The sequence below is a fragment of the Curtobacterium luteum genome, from assembly GCF_001475545.1.
GTDB classification, from domain to species: Bacteria; Actinomycetota; Actinomycetes; order Actinomycetales; family Microbacteriaceae; genus Curtobacterium; species Curtobacterium luteum_A.
This window is the reverse complement of record NZ_LDQC01000044.1, coordinates 1-16,428: the sequence shown is the minus strand read 5'-3', so window position 1 is coordinate 16,428 and position 16,428 is coordinate 1. Positions and strand designations below refer to the sequence as shown.

Below are 16,428 nucleotides of genomic sequence, written 5' to 3'. Positions count from 1 at the left end.
GGCCAGGATCGGGGCAACGACCAGGAGGACACACCATGCCACGGACCATCGACGCACCGACCATCCCCGACCTCACCGGCCGTCGCGCCCTCGTCACCGGCGCCAGTGACGGCATCGGCGTGCGGATCGCCGCCCACCTCGCCGCGGCGGGCGCCGAGGTCGTCATGCCCGCGCGGAACGCCGACAAGGTCGCTGCCGTGCAGGACCGCATCCGCGCCGAGCACCCGGGGGCCCGGCTCGAGGCCGAGTCCCTCGACCTCTCGTCCCTGGCGTCGGTGTCGGCGCTCGGGGAACGGCTCGTGCGGGACGGTCGGCCGATCGACATCCTGGTGGCCAACGCCGGCGTGATGACCCCGCCCTCGCGGCAGACCACTGCGGACGGCTTCGAGCTGCAGTTCGGCACGAACCACCTCGGGCACGTCGCCCTCGTCGCCGCGTTGTTCCCGCTGCTGCGCGGAGCGGAGGGCCGTGACGGCGCCCGGGTGGTGGTCCAGACGAGCATCGCCGCGCGCCGAGCCCGCATGCGGTGGGACGACCTGCAGTCCGAACGCTCCTACGACGCCATGCGGGCCTACGGCCAGTCGAAGATCGCGCCGGCGCTGTTCGCCCTGGAACTCGGACGGTTGAGCGAGACCTCGGGCTGGGGCATCACCACAGCGGTCAGCCATCCCGGCGTCGCACCGACGAGCCTGCTCGCCGCACGACCGGAGATGGGCCGGAGCGCGGACACGCCGCAGGTCCGGCTCATCCGCTGGCTCTCCGCGCGGGGGTGGATCGCCGGCACCCCCGAGACGGCCGCGTACCCGGCCCTCCTCGCCGCGACCGACCCGGCGGGGGCAGGGCGGTTCGCGGGACCGACATGGCGGCTCGGCGTCGGCGGACCGGCGGGCTGGATCGACCCGTGGCCGTCACTCGCCGACGGGGCCGAGGCCCGCCGGGTGTGGGACGAGTCGCTCCGGTTGACGGGCGCGCGGTTCGCCTGAGCGGTGCGGCGAGGTCCAGTCAGCGGCAGGGCGTCGAACCACGGGGACGACGTCGAACCACGGGCTCGGGTCGGTTCGACGTCGGGTTCGTGGTTCGACGCGGTCACGTGGCCTCGCGGGCGCGGGCACCGCGCACGCGGCGCTCGCCGCCCGCGCGCGCCCGCGAGCCGGGGTTCACGCCGGGGCGTCGACCGGCAGCAGCTCGACCTCGGGCGCCGGATCGGTCGCCAACCGCGCGTGCGTCTCGACGTCGAACCGCTCGGACCCGTACCGGAGCTTCGCCCGCTCGATGCCCTCGGCGCGGAACCCGGCAGCGGTCGCGACCCGGCACGACGCCGGGTTGTTCACGCGGTGCCCGAGTTCCAGCCGGAACAGCCCGTCGCGGAAGGCCCGATCTGCGACGGTCGCCACCGCTTGGGTCGCGGTACCGAGCCCACGAGCGGAGCGCGCGAGCCAGTAGGACACCCACGCGGTGTCGTGCCGTCGCTCGATCGCGGTGAGCCCGACGTTGCCGACCGCGACACCGTCCACCACGATCGCCCAGTGCTGCCGGCCGGCCTCCGACACGAGCACGGTCTCGATGAAGCGCGCAGCGGCGCCGGCGTCGGGCAGCGGAGCGAACTGCGTGTCGAGGTCGTCGGTCGAGGCGCGCGCGGCGACCAGTGCGTCAGCGTCGTCGGGCACCCACGGTCGGATGACGATCACGGACGAGCCGCCCCTCGGTGACCGGGACGGCCGCGGACGACCGCGGCCAGCAGAGCGGCGATGAGCAGCGGGACGACGAGCGCGGCGGCTGCCCACGCGATCGCCCGTGCGGCGAGCGCCGTCCGGAAAGCGTCGGACCCCGCGACGTACGAGTAGCTGCCGCTGTGCAGGGCGGGGAAGGCCGGAGCGACGGGCCATGCCAGCGTCTCCGCCAGCACCGCGACCACGACGGCGACCCCGGCGAGCAACAGCAGCACGAGGGCGGGTGCGTGGTGACGGAGCCGTGCGCGCATGCCCCCACGGTAGCGGGGCACGCGCGCACGGCACGAGGCGCGCTGGCGTCAGCGCGGAGCGACCACCGTGAAGCCGGCCGGAGCGAGCGGCACCCGCTGGGCGCCGGGGCCGACCCGCAGTGTCCGGACGAGCCGACCGGAGTGGTCGTACACCGACACTGACGAGCGCCGCTCGAAGGTCGCGGTGGTCGATCGTGCCGAGGTCGTCCCGTTCACGAACAGGTCCGACGGCGGTGCACCGGCCGCGGCGCGAGCCGCCGACCCAGCGCCGGATCCGAGCCCGAGGTGTGACACCGCCGGCCGGACGAGCACCGCGTCGATGTCCGCCGACCCGCCGCGGACGGTCGCCGTGATCGTCGTCGTGCCCGCCGGAGCGGTGCGCGCGAGGGTCAGCGGGTGCAGCAACGACGACGTCGGCGCCGTGCCCTGCGCCCCTGCGCCACCGTTCGGGGTGGATCCGAGTGACCGGGTCCGACCGTCTGCTCCGCGCACCGTCCAGTCCGTGCGTCCCGCCGGACCGGAAGCCTGCGACACGACCGGGTACAGCAGGGTGTCCTGCCTGAGCGCGGGCACGGTGATCGTGACCGTCGACCCGGCGGGCGCGTGCACGTACGCCTGGCCGGACCAGTTCGCCGACCCGGTCCACGCCGCATCCGGGCGGACGACGGACGGCGCGCGCCCGCCCTCGCCACCGGACAGCGCTCCGCCCTCGGCCTCGACGGTCGTGATGCCGTCGACGTCGGTCCGGGACGTCACCGTCTCGGCCGCGGCACGCACGGCGGGGTGGGCGTCGAGCGCGAGCATCGACAGTGCCGTGTGGATCGCGGACTCGGCGCCGCAGCCCCGGTTCACGGTGCCGTCCGCGGCGATGCCGTCGACGCAGGTGCCGGACTGTCGGTCGTACACCGGGACCCCGGCCGGGTTCGCGCCGAAGTACCACCCCGCAGCGATCGCGGCGAGGCGGTCCTGTCCCGCTCCGCCCACGGCGAGGAACGACTGCACGAGCGAGTCGGCGCCGTACGCGATCTGCGTGCGGTCGAACGGTGTCGGCGTCCACCCGTTGTCCGGGCCACCGGAGGCCAGCACCTCGGCGGCGAACTGCGCGGTCTCTCGCCGGGCGTCCCGCTGCCAGTCCGAGCGGTGCAGGACGGCAGCCGCCGTCGCGAGCGCCGCAGGTGCCGTCCCGCCCCACGCGTTCCAGGTCGACTGCGAGGTCGCCGAGGGCAGGACCGCGCCGAACGGCCAGGTGCGCGTGTCGCCGCGCTGCATGGCCGCGATGCCGGTCGTCTCCTGCTGGAGGACGGTCCGCGCCTGCCGGTCACCCGGGACGGCACGGACGTACGCGCTGAGCCCGAGGACGGCCTCGGCGGTGGCGCTCGTGGAGTCGGCGATCAGCCAGGAGGGCACGCGCGACCCGTTCACGGTGTCGTACTCGCCGTACGACGCGAGCGACTGCCGTTCGAGCGCGCCGAGCGACAGCCGGAGGCGGTCCTGCAGGAACCGAGCGAAACCGGGGTCGGTGCGCCGGAACGCCGGGTACGCCTCGCCGAGGGCCCAGACGGTGCGGCCGACCCAGAACGAGTCCGCGGAGTCGGAGGGGTTCGGCGAGTCCGGCGGCGTCGGCGAGGTGTTCAGCGTGCCGTCGGTCTGCTGCCACAGCACGACGTTGCCGGCGTCCGGCCCGCTGTCGGTCTGCAGGTACGTGAGTGAGCGCAGGAGTCCCCGGGCGTGCTCCTCGCTCGACGGCGTGCCGTTCTGCTGCCAGTCGCGGACGTACACGACGGCGGCCCGGCTGATGTCGTCGGCGTCGAACGCGCCCTGTCCCCAGTGTCCGGTCGCGGGGTCGAGGGTGCCGCCGCCGACGCGGCGGTAGGTGCCGTCCGCGTTCCGGTCCGCGTAGACCCACGGCGCGGTCGCGGTCGGGTCCTGCGCCTGCTGGTACGTGCTGTGCTCGGGGACGTCCGGCAGCGGGACGTCGTCGAGCAGGAAGTCGAGGTGGTCGAGGTTCGTGACCGGCCGGGAGGCGCTGCTCGCGCCCGCCGTGCCGGTCGCGGCGTCCGGGGTGGTCGCCTGGGCCGGGGCGGCGACGAGGGTCGCCGTGGCGGTGGTGGCCGCGACGAGCGCGGCCAGGAGGGTGCGATGCACCATTGCATCTCCTCGTTCGAGGTGGGCAGGGACGATCAGCGCCGCACGAGTCGCGCGACGCCGATCTTGGAGTCCGCCATGCCGTAGAAGACGTGGTGGACGCCGTCGATCTCCTCGACGGCGGTGGGGAACACGACGTTCGGCACGATGCCGGACCGTTCGTCGTCGGTGTCCGCGGTCATGAGCGGCTCGGCCGTCCGGACGAGCACCTCCCACGGGCGTTCGGCGTCGAGGATCATGCCCCCGGCGGCGTAGTTCACGTGCTGCTGCTGCGCGAGCGAGCCGACCAGCTCGCCCGTCACGCCGTGGTGGAGCAGGAGCCACCCTTCGGGCACGCGGACCGGGGCGGGTCCGGCGCCGATCTTGAGCTCCTCCCACGCCTCCGTCGGCCCGGCGAGCACCCGGTGTCCGCGCCACTCGGCGAGGGCCCCGACGTCGGCGCGGACCCGGTCGAGCGGCACGAACGAGATCCAGATCGACGGCCGGGTGTCCTCGACCCAGCCCGGCGGGTGCAGCCCCTCGGACGGCCGGATCTCGGACAGGTCCCAGCCCGGCCGGTGCAGCACCGCGAGGCTCTCGGTGCCGTCCGGGGCCGTGACGGGCTCCGGCAGGAACACGCAGTCCTTGTTGAAGTACATCGCGAGGTCGACGTCGAGCGCGTCGTCGTACCCGAAGCGCACCGGTCCGAGGCGCTGCCAGGACCGGAGGTCGCTCGACACGGCGACGGCGGTGTGCGGCCCGAGCGGTCCGTACGCCACGTAGGTCATCACGTGCAGGTCGAGCGCCGGCACCCAGGTGGTCCGCGGGTCCTCGACGCCGGCGTTCACCGCGCCGACCTCCCACGACCGCTCGGGCTCGAGCACGACACCCTGTCGTTCGACACCGGTCGGGACGCCGCCCTCGACGACGACCCGGGCGATGCCGATGCGCGAGACGTTGCCGTCCGCCACGAGCCGGGGGAGCAGGTAGAGCGCACCGTCCGGCCCGTACCCGCTGCCCGGGTTGAGGACGCCCTCGGCCTCGAGCGGGTCGTCAGCCAGTGGCTCCATCACGAGACCGACTCGCTCGAGGGTGTACGGGAACTCGTCGGCGGTCACGGTACGGGTCATGCCGGCACCTCCTCGTAGAGGTACAGCTCACGGCTGCCGCGCGGTGCGTCCCAGCCCTGGGCGAACACCCGCGGGCCGTCCGGCGTCGGCCAGCGCAGCAGTCCGCCCCAGGCGAGGGAACCGCCGGCGTGCACGTCGAGCTGCGTGAACGGGGCGTCGACGTCGTACAGCGCCTGCCCGGCCGCGAACGCGCCGTCGTGGTCGGCGAGGAAGAAGTCGAGGACGAGGCGGTCACCGTCGACCACGGCGCAGGCGACCTCGTGGACGTGCTGGCCGAGCGCGCTGACGTCGAGGTAGTCCTCGTGCGTGAAGGTCCAGTGGAGCATGTCGTCCGAGTGGCCCACCGTGAGCCGCCCGCCGCACCCCTCGGACACGTACATGAGGTACTCGCCGCCGATCCGGACGGCGTTGCCGCGGTCGTCGCGCGGGATGACCGCGCCCTTCGCCCAGAGGTGCGAGACCTCGTGGGGCACGACGACGCCGGTCTTCTCCCAGTGCACGAGGTCGTCGGAGACCGCGAGGGCGATGTCGCAGCCGACGTCCCCGGCGTCCTGGTGTGCCTCCCGCAGCTCGGAGCCACGGGTGTCCCAGATCGCGTTGTAGTAGCACCACCAGCGCCCCTCGGCGCGGTAGAGCTTGGGGTCCTCGACGCCGAGTCCCTCGTTCGCCTCCGTGGGCCAGAGGATCGGAGCGCCGTCGTCGACCCAGCCGTCCGCGGTCAGGACCGCGTGCCCGATCCGGGACGACGTCGACTCCTTCACCGGGGACGCCCGGTAGACGAGGTGGAGGGCGTGTGGGGCCTCCAGGCCGGTCCCGGGGTCCACCGCGACCACGGTGCCGCGCGCGTCGGGCGCGACCGCGAGGGTGGGGTTGAAGACCGACGACGCCGTCCAGCCGATGCCGGTCGGATCGGTCCACTCCGGCGCCGTGAAGGTGAGCGACGGCTCGCGTCGGAACGGCCCGATCATCCAGGCCGGTGGGTCGGCGTAGTGCGCCGAGAAGTCGTCCGTCGAGATGCGGTCGGTCAGCGCGTTCGTGTGTCGGAGCGCCCGCTGGTACTCCTCGGCGAGCAGGTCGGTGGTGAGTGCCGGCATCAGCCCTTCACCCCCGACCCGATGTCGGTCGCGATGAACCACCGCTGGAACACGATGAACAGCACGACGACCGGGGCCGCGAGCACCACCGCGCCGGCGAGGATCGCGCCGTACGGGTTCGCGGTCGAGGACGCGACGTTCGAGATGTAGTTCGCCAGCGAGACGGCGAGGGGTTGCATGGAGGCTTCCTTCGTGATGAGGAACGGCCAGAGGAACTCGTTCCACGGCCCGATGAACGTGACCAGCACGACGGTGACGAGCGCCGGTCGGATGAGGGGCAGCGCGACGCTCCAGAGCACCCGGAGCTCGCCGGCGCCGTCGATGCGGGCGGCGTCGAAGATCTCCTGCGGCACCTGCAGGAAGTACTGCCGGAAGATCACCACCGCAGCGGAGTTGATCGCGAACGGCAGGATCATGCCGAGGTAGTTGTCGCTCAGGCCGTAGTCGCGGGCGATGAGGACGTACAGCGGGATCATCAGCAGCTGGAACGGCACGACCTGCACGAGCAGCGCGAGCGCGAAGGTCACGCCGCGGCCCTTCCACTGCAGCACCGACAGCGCGTACCCGGCGAGGACGCCGAACACGACCGTGCAGAGCACGACCCCGGCGGTGAAGATGCCCGAGTTCACGAGGCCCTGCAGCAGGTCCACGCGGGAGTCGATCTGCGCGTAGTTGTGCAGGTCGATGTTCGCGGGGTTCGGGAACGCACCGGCCACGGAGGTGTCCGGCTCGCGCTGGAGCGAGCCGATCACCATGTACCAGAACGGGAACAGGAAGAGCAGCGCACCGGCGAGCAGCACGACGAAGCGCAGAGCGGCCTGGCCACGGGTCAGCTGCACCCCGTCCACGCGGCGTGGTCGCCGCCGCCTCGGTGTGTCCTGCCGGGAGGCACGGGTCGTCTCCGTCGACTCGGCTGCGGCCTGGGGGATGGTCGCCTCGGTCATGATTCCCTCCCTCCTGCGAACCTGTTCTGCAGGAACGCGATGATCAGGACGCCGATCATCAGGACGATGCCGATGGCCGCCGCGTACCCGGGGTGGCCCTGCTGGATGCCCTGCTGGTAGATGAGCAGCACGGGGCTCGTGGACGCGCCGTTCGGGCCGCCGCCGCCGGTCAGCAGGTACGGCTCGGTGAAGAGGTTCGCGCCGGTCACGGTACTGAGCAGGAGCACGAGCACCGTGGCGGGACGGACGCCCGGGACGGTCACCGAGAAGAACTGCCGGATCTTGCCCGCGCCGTCGGTGGACGCCGACTCGTAGAGCTCCTTCGGCACGTTCTGCAGCGCCGCGAGGTACAGCAGGATGTAGAACCCGAGCTGCTTCCACGTCACGAAGACCGCGATCATCGGCATCGCGAGCGCCGAGTTGCTGAGCCACGACGGGCTCGGGGCGAGCGGCCCGAGGACGCTGTTCACGACGCCGCCCTGGCTGAACAGGAACAACCAGACACCGACGACCGCGACGCTCGCGGTGACGTACGGCACGTAGTAGCTCACCCGGAAGAACGTCGACCAGCGGACCGCACCGTTGAGCGCCGACGCGAGCACGAGGGCGAGCACGACGGTCAGCGGCACGTTGATGACGAGGAAGACGCCGACGTTCCGGAACGACTGCAGCACCTGCGGGTCCTGGAAGACCTGCACGTAGTTCTGCAGTCCGACCCAGGGGCGGTCGACGTTCACACCGGGAGCGGCGAAGAAGTAGTCCTTGAAGGACATGTACACCGCGAAGCACACCGGGTAGGCGAAGATCGCGATGACGAACACCAGGTAGGGGGCACTGAAGAGCCACCCCAGGGGGTTCTTGCCGAGCAGTCGGACGTGCAGCGGCTTCCGGCCGCCGCCCGTCGGGCTGCCCGGCGTGACCCCGCGCGCACGTGACGCGGTCTGCGTGGTCAAGCCGGGCCTCCCGTCCTACTGCTGCTGCATCTGCTGGGTGAACTTCGACGCGGCGGCCTTCAGCTGCGAGTCGAGGTTCCCCTGCCCGGAGATGACGGCCTTCGTGTAGAAGTCACGGAAGCCCTGGAGCGCGGCGATCGTGTTCGCGCCGGCCGGGTCGTCGACCGTGCGTGCCGCCTGCGAGCCGAACTCCTTGTAGGCGGGGTTCTGCGAGAAGTAGTCCGCGTACGTGGTCGCGAGGTCCTTCCGGATCGGCATCTGGCCGGTCGTCTCGAGGAGCTTCTGGTCCTGGTCCTTGCTCGTGGCGTACTTCAGGAAGTCCCACGCGGTGCCCTGGTTCTTGCAGGACGAGTACATGCCGACGTTCTTGGCGTCCGGGAAGGTCCAGGTCTGGTCGGCGGCGACGCCGTCCTTCGTCGGGACGGGCACGCTGCCCCAGTCGACCTTGCCCTTGTAGGACGCGATCGCCCACGGGCCGACGATCGCCATCGCGGCCTTGCCGGTGGCGAAGGCGTCGCCCTGCAGCTGCTCGGTGCCCGCGTAGCCCTTCGCGTAGACGGTCTTCCAGAACTCGGCGACGTCGCGGCCGGCCTGCGTGTCGAAGGTCGCCTTGCCGTCCTTCGTCGCCATGCCCTTGCCGCCGGTCGCAGCGGCGTAGAGCGGCAGGTAGTCGAAGTTCGGCTGGAAGAACTCGCTCGTCGGGGTCGGGTAGATCGCGTACGGCGCGGCGCCCGACGCCTTGATCTTCGCCGCGGCGGCGAGGAAGTCGTCGTAGGTGCTGAGCTTCGGGTCCTCGGTGTCGAGCCCGGCCTTCCCGAAGATCTCCTTGTTGTAGAAGATCATCACCGGGTTCGACTTCCACGGCATCTGGTAGAAGTCGCCGTCCGACGACCTGTACTGGTCCGCGGTGTCGCCGGAGCGGGCCTCGATGTAGGCGTCCGCGCCGCTGAACTTCGACAGGTCGACCAGGCCGCCCTGCTTCTGGAACTGACCCGTCGCCGCCGGCAGGTTGTTGAACACCAGGCAGGGCGTCGTGCCCGCGGTGATGGCGGCGCCGATGACCTCCTCGGTGCTCTTGCCGGCCGGGACCTCCTGGCCTTTGACCTGCTGGTCCGGGTGGTCCGCGTTCCAGGAGGCAACTGCGGCCTTGCCCCACTGGACCTCTTGTTCGTTGTTCGAGTACCAGATCGTGATCGGGCCCTTGGCCTTCATCGCGTCGCTGTTCGACGCGCTGCCCCCGCCGGAGCATCCGGTCAGGGCGAGTGCGGTGGCCGCGGCGATCGCGGTCCCGATGGCGAGCATGCGCCGTTGCATGGTGACTCCTTCGTCGGTGGTCGGGTGTGCTGTGTGGTGCCGTGTCCGGCGGTGGTGTCCGACCCGGCGCTGCCGGGTGCGGACGCGTCCGGTCCGGCGGTGTCGGGTCCGGCGTCAGGGCCGGGGTGCGGGCGCGCCCGTCGAGTCGCGCACGATGAGCCGTGCGGGGGTGAGGGTGCGGTCGACGGGGTCGTTGCCGTCGACGAGGTCGAGCAGGGTGGACGCGACGACGCGTCCCCACTCGACCGGGTCGTTGTCCAGCGTGGTGAGCGCCGGGTAGACGTACTGCCCGATCTGGGAGCCGTCGAGTCCGGTGACGGACAGGTCGTCCGGGATCCGCAGACCGGCGCCCTGGGCGACCGCCATGCCGGCGACGGCCATCGGGTCGTTCCCGTAGACGATCGCGGTGGGGCGGACGTCGTCGCCGAGCGCCAGGAGGGTCCTCGTCGCCTCCGCGCCCTGCTCGGGGGAGAAGTCCGTCGGGACCACCCGACCGTCGACCGCGAGCTCGGCGGCGACGCGCTCGAACTGCTCGCGTCGTGCGCGGCCGTGCAGCATGTCTTCGTTGCCGGCGACGTGTGCGATCCGCTCGTGCCCGAGGCCCGCGAGGTACCGGACGAGTTCGTCGATGCCGTGCTCGTACTCGCGGCGGACGGCCGGCAGGGTCGTCGGGACGTCCGGCTCACCGAGTGTCACGCCCCGCACCCCGAGCTCGGCGAGCAGCGCGATCCGGCGGTCGCGGCGCAGGAGGTCGGTCAGGATGAACCCGTCGACGCGGCCGTCGGCGGCGAGGGACCGGTAGGCGCGCTCCTCGGCAGCAGGGTCGGGCACCACGCTGAGGACGAGGACCTGCCCACGGTCCGCGAGGACGGCCTCGAGGCCGGCGATGAACGCGGCGAAGAACGGGTCGGTCTCGATGATCCGCGGATCCCGTTTCACGACGAGCCCGAGGGCGTACGCGCGGCGGCTCGTCAGGCTGCGGGCGGCGGGGTTCGGGCGCCAGCCGACCTCGGCAGCGGCGGCCTGGATGCGCTCCTTCGTCGCCTGGTTCACGCCCGGTCGGTCGTTGAGCGCCAGGGAGACGAGGCCCTTCGAGACGCCGGCCTGTCGCGCGACGTCGACGATGGTGGGTCGTCGTTCCATCGTGGGCCTCCTCGCCGCGCTGCGTCGGACCGGATCGTTTGAACCGGTTTCATTGAACCGGTTTAGGTATACCCGGAGTCCGCACCGATCGCAACCCCGACGCTCTGCCTCGCCGTCGCGCGACCGATGAGCGGCGCGTGAGGATCCGGTCTCGCGACGTGAGGAGGCCGTCAGGAGCGCTGCGCCGCCGAGGCCCGCGGGTGCACGGTACGGGGGTGCACCCGTCCACGAAGCCACTGCTCCCGCTCGCCACGCTGCGCCACCGCCACCCCCACCTGCACGTGTGGGGCCGCGAGACCGTCCAGCCCGCCGGGCGCACCCTGTGGAGCTCCCGCACGCTCGTGGTCTTCCCGCCGGGCACGAGTCCCCGCGAGCGCTTCCTGCTCCGTGCCCTGCACGTCTGGGGTGTGGTCGGCGCGCTGCCGGCACTGTGCGTGATGGCTGCGCTGAACGGTTCCGCGCTGTGCGGGATCCTCGCGGCGGTCGCGCTGTACGGCACCGGATTCCTCGCCCTCCGGCGAGCGACGCGGCGGACGCGGCCCTCGGTCCGGACACTCACGGTGACCACCTTCCACGGCGGCGGTCGTCCCAGGGGACACGGGGACGCTCGGCTGCTCGCGGGTCTGCTCGATGCGCTGCTCGTCTCCGAACGGGCGGCGCTGACGGGACGGATCAGCGCGGTCGAGTTCGAGCTGCTCTGGGCGGACGTGTGGAACACCCTGCCAGAGGTGCCCCGACGGGGTCGGGCATGACCGCCGGCCCCGACCCGACGGACGGTGCGCCCGTCCAGGCCGACGACGAGTCGGTGATCCTCGGCTACGACTGACACTCGTCGACCGTCGACCGTTGCCCATCGCCCGACGCGCGACCGACGGGCGACGGAGGCTCCACCCGCGCCCGACGACTGCCGCGCTCAGCCGGCCGTCACCAGAGCCGACAGCCGGGCCATCAGGCCGCGCGGTACGAACCGGTGCGCGTTCGCCGTGACCCGGTTGGCCGTACCGGACACCACGGTGGGGCCACCGGCGCGGGCGAAAGCGCGGAGCCCGACAGCGGCGACCTCGTCGGGTGTCTGCCGTCCGCGCTCCATCACCCCGTCGCCGGCGCCCGCCGCGTCGAAGAAGCCTGTCGAGGTCGGGCCAGGGCAGAGTGCGAGCACCCGGACCCCGCGTCCGCGGGTCTCCTGCCACAGGGCCTCGGTGAACGACAGGACGAAGGCCTTCGTCGCGCCGTAGACCGCCATCCCCGGCGTCGGTTGGAACGATGCCGTCGACGCGACCGTCATCACCCCGCCGACCCCGCGGGCGAGCATGCCGGGCAGGAACGCGTGCGTGAGGGCGGTGACGGCGGCGCAGTTCAGGGCGATCTGCGTGGCCGTGCGCCCGGGCGACTCGTCGACGAACGGACCGTGGGCGCCGACCCCGGCGTTCGCCACGAGGACGTCGATCCGGGACCCGTCGAGCGTCCGCACCACCTGCGCCACGCCGTCGGTCGTGGCGAGGTCGGCGACGACCACCGTGGCGGTCGTGCCGCGCGTCCGGACCTCGTCGGCGACGGCGTCGAGTGCGTCCCGCGACCGGGCCACGAGCACGAGGTCCGCACCCGCGTCCGCGAGCTGCAGGGCGAGCGAACGGCCGATGCCGCCGCTCGCTCCGGTGACGACGGCACGGCGGCCGCGGAAGGGGTCCCGGGGAGGTGTCATGGAGTCAGTGGTACTCGCCGGATCACGCACCGGGTGGTGAGGGGTCATCAATACCCCCCGAACGGGGCACACATGAGGCACAATGTTCGAGGACGCATCACCGAGCGCAGCACCACAGCACCCCACAGCGCCCCACAGCACTGCCCGGCACCACCGCTCGCCGCGTCCGTCTCGCGTCCTGCGCCCCTGATCCCGAACCCTCCGAGGAGCTCGACATCTCTGTCTCGACCACGCGCTTCCGCGCGCGAAGAACACCCCTGTCCGCCGACGGACGGAGTGCCCGGTGAAGCGCCGGAACGTCGTCATCGCGACGACCGCCGCCGCCGCGCTCATCATCGGCATCCCGACGGCTGCCACCGCGAGTCCCTGGTGGGGCTGGCACCACCACTGGCACCCGACCCCCACCCCGACCGCGTCGCCGTCGGACGACACGGCTCCCAGCGACGACGCGACGCCCGCACCGTCGGACGGCACGCCGTCCGACGACACCACGCCGTCCGACGACGTGACCCCGACCCCCGACGCGACGCCCACCGGCGAACCGATCGAGGAGTCGACCCCGACCGCGACACCGAGCGACGAGCCGACCGAACAGGCATTCGCGGGTGCACAGGCGGATGACCCGAGCGGCGCGACGCCCCCGCAGGCCTCGTTCGTCGAGGACTTCGACGTGTCGGCAGCGCTCGGCAACGTCGCGAACCTGTACCAGCAGGCGTGGCAGCCGTACCCGGACGGCACGTCCGGCATCTACGCTCCGAGCCAGACCGTGACCGTGCACGACGGCGTCCTCGACGCCCGCCTCGGCGGCGCGGGCACGGCCGGCACCTTCGGCACGAAGACCGGCGCGTACGACCACGTCGGCGGCTCGTTCTCGGTCCGTGCGAAGGCGACCGGCGGCGACGGCAACGGCGCGGCCTTCATGTTGTGGCCGACCTCGAACCGCTGGGCCGACGGCGAGATCGACTTCCCCGAGGGCAACTTCGAGGCCGAGCCGATGGCGTTCCACCACTCGATGACCCCGGGGCAGGAAGCCGAGCGCGTCCAGATCCCCACGGGCGTCTCGTGGCGCGACTGGCACACCTACACGGTGGACTGGGACCCGGGCAAGTCGGTCACCTACAAGGTCGACGGCAAGGTCATCGGAACGGTCACGCACGACGTCCCGACCACCCCGCACCGGTTCATGTTCCAGACCGGCAACTGGGGTGCCAGCGGCAACCTGCTCATCGACTGGGTGTCGACGAGCGATTGAACCCCGCAGCCCTGAGCGACAGACCACACGACGGTCTGACAACCTGACGGGCTGACCCGACGAGCGGCACGGTGCGGCGACGCACCGTGCCGCTCTCGTGTGCCCCGACGCGTCAGCTGTGGCCGCCCCACCGTGCCTCGTGCCCGCGGAGCTCCAGGGCGACCTCGTCGAGGAAGTCGTCGACCTCGTCCTGCGCGTAGCCGGCACGGAACCGCGTCGGCTGGAACCGCGACGCCACGACGTCATCCGCGGTCAGTGGATCCGCGGGCCGCCCACGCTCGTACTCCGCCAGTGTCGCCTGCACCCGCGCGAGGAAGTCGTCGACCTGCTGCTGGTCGTACCCCTCACGCCACTTCGTCGGCGCGAACCGCTTGGCCGCGACGTCCCCTGCGAGCATCGTCCCCCCGATCGTCGATGCCCACACGCTACAGTCCGCGCATGATCGTCTGGGTGAACGGGACGCACGGTGTGGGGAAGACGACGACGAGTCGCCTGGTGCAGGAACGGCTCCCGGACGCGCGGGTGCTCGACGCCGAGAAGGTGGGGGAGACGCTGATGGACGTCTCGCCGAGCCTGCCGTGGACCGGCAACTTCCAGGACTGGGACCCGTGGCGGCCCCTCGTCGTGGAGACCGCGCGCCGGGTGCTCGACTTCGCCGGCGGCACGCTCGTGATGCCGATGACGGTGCTCGTCGAGGGCTACTGGCGGGAGATCAGCGACGGACTCGCGGAGCACGGCATCCCGGTCCGGCACTTCGTGCTGCACACGGACCCGGACACGCTCCGGCACCGCATCCTGCACGACGAGGTCGTCGGGCCGTCGACGTTCCGCCTCGAGTACGTGGACCGCTACGCGGAGGCAGCGCGCACCTGGCTGCACGCCGAGGGTGAGGTCGTCGACACGACCACGATCGGCCCCGCCGCGGCGGCGGATCGCATCGCGTCAGCCGTGCTGGCCGGGGAGCCGGCGCGCTGACGCGCTGACCACCGGCCTGGAGGCACGGTGCGGGGCCGACCCGTGCCTCCAGGCCGGTGGGTGGTCGGCGATCACCCGCGCGCCCCGCGAGGGTGCGACGCGCAGGTCCGTCAGGCCGGCGGCAGGTGCGGCGGTGCGGAGCGCACCGCCTGCGTCCGCCACGTGATCTCGGACACGAACGCAATCGTGTCCGGGCCCAGCGGATCGTCCGGTGCGTCCTCGACCAGGATCCCCAGGGCCGGGGCGAGCAGGAACGACGTCGTGGTCTCCGTGCCGAACGGGTCCACCGTCGGGACCGCGATCACGTCCGTGAGTCCGGCGTGTGCGAGCGCTGCGGCGTAGTCGAGGACCGCGTCGGCCGCTTCGTCCGTGGTCAGGACGGCCGTGAGGCCGTAGACGATGTTCTTCATGATCCGTGCTGCGGTGGCGGGGTGAGCACGCGCGGACGAGTGTTCCGGACAGAAGGAGGCGACCCCCATCCGGAGCCGGTACAGCTGGACCGACTCTTTCCGGACAGTACGCGCAACTCTCTGCGGACGTACGGGTAGAAGCCCTACGGTTGCCGGAACCGCGCACGCGGGAACCCACTGTTCGGCCGAAGGGCTGTTCCTGACGGAAGCAGCCCACATGGCCACTTCGTCCACCCTGTACCGCCCGACCTCGCCGCGACCGGCGGGGGCACGCTCCGGGACCTCCACCTACAAGGACCTCCTGCAGCAGGTGAAGGACGCCGGTCTGCTCCAACGCCGGACCGGCTTCTACTGGACGGTGTTCTCCGTCCTCGTCGCCGTCGGTGCGGTCGCCTTCGTCGTGACCGCGTTCGTCGGCCACAGCTGGTTCGCACTCATCCCGGCCGGGGTCCTCGGTGTGGTCTTCACGCAGTTCGCGTTCCTGTCGCACGAGGCGGCGCACCGGCAGATCTTCGCTTCGAACCGCTGGAACGACCACGCCGGACGGTTCGTCGGGGTCTTCCTCGTCGGCATGTCCTACTCGTGGTGGATGAACAAGCACACGCGGCACCACGGCAACCCGAACACCATCGGGAAGGACCCGGACATCGCGCAGGACACGGTGTCGTTCATCGAGGAGGACGCCGCGAAGCGCACCGGGCTCCTGCGACTGCTGACCCGGGTGCAGGGTTGGGCGTTCTTCCCGCTGCTGACGATGGAGGGGCTCAACCTGCACTGGTTGTCCATCCGTGCCGTCGTCACCGGCGAGCACGTCAAGGGCACCTCGCGCGGCCGAGCGGTGGAGGGTGTGCTCCTCCTCGCCCGCTTCGGGCTGTACTTCTGGGCCGTGTTCGCGTTCCTGCCGATCGGCATCGGCTTCGCGTTCATCGGCGTGCAGGTCGCGGTGTTCGGCGTGATGATGGGCGCCTCGTTCGCGCCGAACCACAAGGGCATGCCGGTCATCGCCGAGAACGCGCGCATCGACTTCTTCTCACGCCAGGTGCGGACCTCTCGGAACATCGTCGGCGGACGGTGGGTGGACCACCTGCTCGGCGGGCTCAACCACCAGGCCGAGCACCACCTCTTCCCGAGCATGGCGCGGCCGAACCTCCGACGGGCGAAGCCGCTCGTGCAGGCACACTGCCGCACGCTCGGGATCCCTTACACGGAGACGACGCTGCTGCGGTCGTACGGGATCGTGGTGGCGTACCTCAACCGGGTCGGACTCGCCGCACGCGACCCCTTCGCCTGCCCGATGGTGACGTCGCTGCGCCTCCACTGAGGCGAGGCGAGGCGCGGCGCGGCGGGGTGGGCACGGCGGGTCGGGCACGGCGGGCCGGCTCCCACCCGGGCGAGCTGGGCGCACG

The 16,428-nt window shown here is 72.0% G+C and carries 16 protein-coding genes and 2 pseudogenes; 5 read left to right on the top strand and 13 right to left on the bottom strand.

The features are described 5' to 3' along the window. The first annotated feature begins 35 nt into the window (after nucleotides 1–35). Complete coding sequence (locus tag NS184_RS08495; RefSeq protein WP_058725689.1) at nucleotides 36–983, top strand: SDR family oxidoreductase; 948 nt, start codon at nucleotides 36–38, stop codon at nucleotides 981–983. A gap of 174 nt (nucleotides 984–1,157) precedes the next feature. Here NS184_RS08495 and NS184_RS08490 read toward each other — a convergent pair whose 3' ends face one another. The 9 genes from NS184_RS08490 to NS184_RS08450 form a co-directional block, all read right to left on the bottom strand. After that, nucleotides 1,158–1,688, bottom strand: a complete 531-nt coding sequence (locus NS184_RS08490; protein WP_058725688.1) for a GNAT family N-acetyltransferase — start codon at nucleotides 1,686–1,688, stop codon at nucleotides 1,158–1,160. Then, nucleotides 1,685–1,981, bottom strand: a complete 297-nt coding sequence (locus NS184_RS18705) for a hypothetical protein (protein WP_058725687.1) — start codon at nucleotides 1,979–1,981, stop codon at nucleotides 1,685–1,687. The genes NS184_RS08490 and NS184_RS18705 overlap by 4 nt, the downstream gene beginning before the upstream one ends. Before the next feature lie 48 nt (nucleotides 1,982–2,029). Beyond that, on the bottom strand, nucleotides 2,030–4,129 hold the full coding sequence (locus NS184_RS08480) for a hypothetical protein (RefSeq protein ID WP_058725686.1): 2,100 nt from the start codon (nucleotides 4,127–4,129) through the stop codon (nucleotides 2,030–2,032). Nucleotides 4,130–4,161: 32 nt separating this feature from the next. After that, nucleotides 4,162–5,235, bottom strand: a complete 1,074-nt coding sequence (locus NS184_RS08475; RefSeq protein WP_058725685.1) for a glycoside hydrolase family 130 protein — start codon at nucleotides 5,233–5,235, stop codon at nucleotides 4,162–4,164. After that, nucleotides 5,232–6,329 carry a hypothetical protein gene (locus NS184_RS08470; protein WP_058725684.1) on the bottom strand — a complete coding sequence of 366 codons (1,098 nt, stop codon included), beginning with the start codon at nucleotides 6,327–6,329 and terminating at the stop codon, nucleotides 5,232–5,234. The genes NS184_RS08475 and NS184_RS08470 overlap by 4 nt, the downstream gene beginning before the upstream one ends. Then, the gene (locus NS184_RS08465) at nucleotides 6,329–7,273 is read right to left on the bottom strand and encodes an ABC transporter permease subunit (RefSeq protein WP_206556271.1); all 945 of its coding nucleotides are present in this window, start codon (nucleotides 7,271–7,273) and stop codon (nucleotides 6,329–6,331) included. Before NS184_RS08465 ends, NS184_RS08470 begins: the two co-directional genes overlap by 1 nt. Beyond that, a complete protein-coding gene (locus NS184_RS08460) occupies nucleotides 7,270–8,226 on the bottom strand; it encodes a carbohydrate ABC transporter permease (protein WP_058725683.1) in 957 nt (318 codons plus the stop codon). The genes NS184_RS08465 and NS184_RS08460 overlap by 4 nt, the downstream gene beginning before the upstream one ends. A gap of 15 nt (nucleotides 8,227–8,241) precedes the next feature. Continuing rightward, the gene (locus tag NS184_RS08455; RefSeq protein WP_058725682.1) at nucleotides 8,242–9,540 is read right to left on the bottom strand and encodes an ABC transporter substrate-binding protein; all 1,299 of its coding nucleotides are present in this window, start codon (nucleotides 9,538–9,540) and stop codon (nucleotides 8,242–8,244) included. Between the two features lie 114 nt (nucleotides 9,541–9,654). Continuing rightward, the gene (locus NS184_RS08450; protein ID WP_058725681.1) at nucleotides 9,655–10,683 is read right to left on the bottom strand and encodes a LacI family DNA-binding transcriptional regulator; all 1,029 of its coding nucleotides are present in this window, start codon (nucleotides 10,681–10,683) and stop codon (nucleotides 9,655–9,657) included. Nucleotides 10,684–10,898: 215 nt separating this feature from the next. Here NS184_RS08450 and NS184_RS08445 point away from each other — a divergent pair, with 215 nt between their 5' ends. Beyond that, nucleotides 10,899–11,435: a DUF6611 family protein gene (locus NS184_RS08445; RefSeq protein WP_058725680.1), complete on the top strand. Its 537-nt coding sequence runs from the start codon at nucleotides 10,899–10,901 to the stop codon at nucleotides 11,433–11,435. Nucleotides 11,436–11,596: 161 nt separating this feature from the next. On the opposite strand, the gene NS184_RS08440 is transcribed toward NS184_RS08445, so the two are convergent. Then, on the bottom strand, nucleotides 11,597–12,385 hold the full coding sequence (locus NS184_RS08440; RefSeq protein WP_058725679.1) for an SDR family NAD(P)-dependent oxidoreductase: 789 nt from the start codon (nucleotides 12,383–12,385) through the stop codon (nucleotides 11,597–11,599). Nucleotides 12,386–12,668: 283 nt separating this feature from the next. Here NS184_RS08440 and NS184_RS08435 point away from each other — a divergent pair, with 283 nt between their 5' ends. Continuing rightward, nucleotides 12,669–13,637, top strand: coding sequence for a glycoside hydrolase family 16 protein (locus tag NS184_RS08435; protein ID WP_058725678.1), 969 nt, complete (start codon nucleotides 12,669–12,671; stop codon nucleotides 13,635–13,637). A gap of 145 nt (nucleotides 13,638–13,782) precedes the next feature. On the opposite strand, the pseudogene NS184_RS18575 reads toward NS184_RS08435, so the two are convergent. Both NS184_RS18575 and NS184_RS18570 read right to left on the bottom strand, forming a co-directional pair. Further along, a pseudogene (locus NS184_RS18575) lies at nucleotides 13,783–13,893 on the bottom strand (DivIVA domain-containing protein); the annotation flags it as partial. 45 nt (nucleotides 13,894–13,938) lie between these two features. Continuing rightward, nucleotides 13,939–14,034 (bottom strand): annotated as a pseudogene (locus tag NS184_RS18570) (DivIVA domain-containing protein); the annotation flags it as partial. Between the two features lie 41 nt (nucleotides 14,035–14,075). Here NS184_RS18570 and NS184_RS08425 point away from each other — a divergent pair. Next, nucleotides 14,076–14,612 carry an AAA family ATPase gene (locus tag NS184_RS08425; RefSeq protein WP_058725676.1) on the top strand — a complete coding sequence of 179 codons (537 nt, stop codon included), beginning with the start codon at nucleotides 14,076–14,078 and terminating at the stop codon, nucleotides 14,610–14,612. 110 nt (nucleotides 14,613–14,722) lie between these two features. Here NS184_RS08425 and NS184_RS08420 read toward each other — a convergent pair whose 3' ends face one another. Next, nucleotides 14,723–15,022, bottom strand: a complete 300-nt coding sequence (locus NS184_RS08420; protein WP_152998136.1) for a hypothetical protein — start codon at nucleotides 15,020–15,022, stop codon at nucleotides 14,723–14,725. A gap of 217 nt (nucleotides 15,023–15,239) precedes the next feature. On the opposite strand from NS184_RS08420, the gene NS184_RS08415 reads away from it, so the two are divergent. After that, nucleotides 15,240–16,343, top strand: coding sequence for a fatty acid desaturase family protein (locus NS184_RS08415; protein ID WP_058725674.1), 1,104 nt, complete (start codon nucleotides 15,240–15,242; stop codon nucleotides 16,341–16,343). The last annotated feature ends 85 nt before the right edge of the window (nucleotides 16,344–16,428 follow it).